This window comes from Kocuria salsicia, assembly GCF_007681555.1.
Taxonomy (GTDB): domain Bacteria; phylum Actinomycetota; class Actinomycetes; order Actinomycetales; family Micrococcaceae; genus Kocuria; species Kocuria salsicia.
This window is the reverse complement of sequence record NZ_VELE01000025.1, coordinates 1-2,389: the sequence shown is the minus strand read 5'-3', so window position 1 is coordinate 2,389 and position 2,389 is coordinate 1. Positions and strand designations below refer to the sequence as shown.

The 2,389-nt window shown below is 61.2% G+C and carries 3 protein-coding genes; 1 reads left to right on the top strand and 2 read right to left on the bottom strand.

Annotated features, from left to right (window positions below; translation table 11 throughout):
• Positions 1-273 precede the first annotated feature (273 nt).
• The gene (locus FS770_RS13500) at positions 274-750 is read left to right on the top strand and encodes a GNAT family N-acetyltransferase (protein ID WP_145012760.1); all 477 of its coding nucleotides are present in this window, start codon (positions 274-276) and stop codon (positions 748-750) included.
• 352 nt (positions 751-1,102) lie between these two features.
• Here the strand turns inward: FS770_RS13500 and FS770_RS13495 are convergent, their stop codons facing one another.
• Both FS770_RS13495 and FS770_RS13490 read right to left on the bottom strand, forming a co-directional pair.
• A complete protein-coding gene (locus tag FS770_RS13495; RefSeq protein WP_186366805.1) occupies positions 1,103-1,915 on the bottom strand; it encodes an abortive infection family protein in 813 nt (270 codons plus the stop codon).
• 91 nt (positions 1,916-2,006) lie between these two features.
• Entirely contained in the window at positions 2,007-2,339 is a 333-nt protein-coding gene (locus FS770_RS13490) for a DUF4440 domain-containing protein (protein WP_280525946.1), read from the bottom strand.
• Between the last annotated feature and the right edge of the window lie 50 nt (positions 2,340-2,389).

Genomic DNA, 2,389 nt, shown 5'->3' with positions numbered 1-2,389 from the left:
ATTCATGACAACCACCAGCAGCGACTGCAAGTCCAGGTTCTGGGCCACCTGGTGGTTGTACCCCGTTGGAGACGCCTTCTGTACGTGCTTACGAAGGTCAGCTAGAAACTGCTCGGTGAGAGTAGGGGTGCCCATAGCTGATTATGGTCCACACGCCCGGCCCGTTGCTCGAGGTCGCCGGGAAGAAGTGCAGAAACGACCATTTTTGCACCGCAAGCGAGCAGTGAGCTGTTCGAACCCTCAACGGAGAGTGGTGGGTGTCAAGATGGGAGCGTGGACAAGAACATCTCCTTCGCGCCGGCACACCCACTCGATGCCGAGGCAGCGCCTTCGTGGATCACGTCCGAGGAAGCACTCTTACTGTTCGCAGGCCCAGGACTGACCTATCCGATGGCCGCCAAAGACCTTCTCGCCACCACCGCTCAAGGATGGAACGTGATGGCGCTTCGCGTCGACAACGTTCCTCGAGGAATCGCCTGCTACACCAGGCGCTCGACCGACACGGTTCACCTCGGACGGATTCTGGTGGACCCCCAAGCGCGTGGCCTTGGTCTCGGACGCTCGCTAGTTGAACATCTCGTGAAGCACGTAACGGCGCTGTCCGATGTTCGCCGGGTGACATTAAACGTCTACGAACACAACAATCCCGCCGTGAACCTCTACTCCGCCCTCGGCTTCGTGGTCACCGAAACCGTAGTTGCGTCTTCGATTGATGGTTGGGCGACGCTGCGGATGCAACTCGCCGTGTGACGTCCGAGGTCCGCATGTGCCTGGGTCCGGACCGCACGTATAGCTCAAATGAAGGGTTCTGTGCCACCGGGGCCGGCTGGTAGCTCAAACCACCGTATTCGCACCCCGTCGGTTCCAGCCTGCCACCCTTGTGGATCGCAGCGCTAAGTGGCGCGAAAATCGCAGCACTAAGTGGCGAGACTCGTGCGCTGGTCGGCATTGGGGCGCGGCTTCGACGCCGCGCGGAGCGGCGGATTGGTGCGTGTGTGTGCGGCTGCCGTGCGAGGACCACTGCTATGAATTCTGGAGCAGCTCCGCCCTGTGGGTCAGTGGCGAGACCGATCCTGTCGCTGGTGCGACTCATCCGTCCTCGTCAAGCACGCCCCATTTGGCGGTCATGAGTCGCCAGCATCATCTCGGCGACCATCGTGGCCTGCCTGATCATGAACCGTGCCGCTTCCACGGACACGCCGCTCGGCAGCGTGCGACCGTGGCCTGTTCCGTGGTCGTTGCGCAGCTCATTGATGGCATCGACCACCGTGCGGACTGCCTGATAAACCTTGCGCAGTTGCTTGCCGCCCTCCGTGGAGGCGTCGACCTGGACGGGCATGATGCCTAAGAGCTCCATGCTGACGGTCATCACCTCGGGCATGTTGATCCTGCGGTCGGGAAGGCGCCCGTTCTCCTCCAGTACAAACTTTCCGACGGATTCAAGCAGCTCTTTGGCTGTCCCCAGGAGCAGGCCGGCATCTTCGGTGTTGTGACGCAAGCGGTTCAACTGATCATTTAGCGCTTGCCGATCCCCAACCTCGAGATCGATATCGCCCAACCGGTCCAGTCGGCCGTCGGTATCGAGAGCCCAGCCGCGTTGCAGCAGGGCGCTTCTGAGTGATGCGACCTCCATCTGGAGGTTGGGGTCGCCAAAGATGCCTGCCACTCGATAAATACTCAAGATTTCCTCGACCAGACGTCGGCCCCGGGTGGACTGTTGCCAGACCTTGCAGGCAGCCTCGGTGATTCGGTCGACCTTGCTCAAACTGTCGAACGAACCCGAGCTGTAAGGAGTGAGGCCGACAATTCCGGCTGCCAGGAAGGCGGAGGTGAGCGAGGAGTGAGAGGGGCCACTTCCCCCGCGGACGAATACAGTCAGAGCTGCAACCACTTCTCCGTTGATCGGGTTCTCCATGCTCACACAGTAGAGTTCCTCGCCTGGGCAGGGAACTACGTTCGAGATTCGCGCCCCACGTGGCATGAGCGATCGCCCACGGGCGACGTGCTCAGTGCGTGGTTGTTGTCTGCTGGTACAGCGCGAGGCGGGGCTGCCCGTCAACCAGCGCGTAGGTGCTGTTCATGACTGCCTCGAACGGCTCCGCGTCGCCGCGAGAGGCCTTGGCCTTGTAGATCAGGGCGGCCGTTTGACCTCCAGCCGGGACAAGTCGGGGATCTGTGATCTCGTACGTGTCCCAACCGGGTACGTCATTGAGGGAGGCGATCACGGCGTCTCGGTCCATGACGGAACCATCGACCAGGACCATCAGGCCATGGTCGGTCATCAGGTCACCATAGAAGGCACCACCGGTGCGGTTGCAGAGGGAGGTGAACCGTCCCAGGTTTGGTGCCGCATCTTTTCGAGTTGAGAGGATGGCGTCATGCCGAAGAA